This window comes from Neisseria sp. P0021.S005 (assembly GCF_051956955.1).
The window spans coordinates 1-677 of the sequence record NZ_JBQCWY010000846.1; the positions used below are offsets into that span (position 1 = coordinate 1).

Annotated in this window: 1 protein-coding gene; it reads right to left on the minus strand. The window is 55.8% G+C overall.

Annotated elements, in window-relative coordinates:
* Positions 1 to 659, minus strand: a 659-nt coding sequence (locus ACTHUE_RS19740) for a type VI secretion system Vgr family protein (RefSeq protein WP_440424246.1), incomplete at its 3' end; no start/stop codon positions are given.
* Positions 660 to 677 lie beyond the last annotated feature (18 nt).

Sequence of the window (677 nt, forward strand, 5' to 3'; positions counted from 1 at the left end):
AATAGGTTAAGGCTCTCTGCCGCATGGGCGGTCAGGCTTTGGCCGGCGGTAATGTCGGTATGGTTGCCGCTGATAAGGTGGATGTTTTCATTGGCGGTATGCAGTTGGCTTTGCTCTGTTGTGGTGGCGATGCCGGCCGGGGCGGTTTGGATTAAGCCGGCCTCTTTCAGGTCTTTGAGGGCGTCTTTCAGACGACCCCTTTGGGTTTCTTCATCGGTATTGTGGTTGTTGGCGGTTTGGGCGGCTTTGTTCAGGCTTTTGGCCAGGGAGAGTGCCTGTTCGAGTTGGGCGACGGCATCGTCCATATCCAGCACTTTGCCGTTGGCATCCTGGTTTTGTGCACTGACAAGTATGCCCTTACCCGCCCGTACGGCACCCCAGCCGTCGGTTCTGAGTTCGAAGCCTTCGCCGTTCTCTCCGCGTTTGTTGCGGTTTGAATCGACGATATGGCCGAGGTTGAGTTGGGATTTCTGATAGTCGGTGGCGAGTTTGATGTGTTCCTGACCTTGCAGGTCTTCCATCCTCAGTTTGTTGTTCGCCCAGGTACGGATGACGTTTCTTGTGTTCCAATCGGCAGGGATATGGTCGGTATGGGCGCTGTCGTGCATGACGCCGGAGATATACGGACGGTCGGGATTACCCTGGACGAAGGACAGCATCACTTCGGTGCCTTCGTG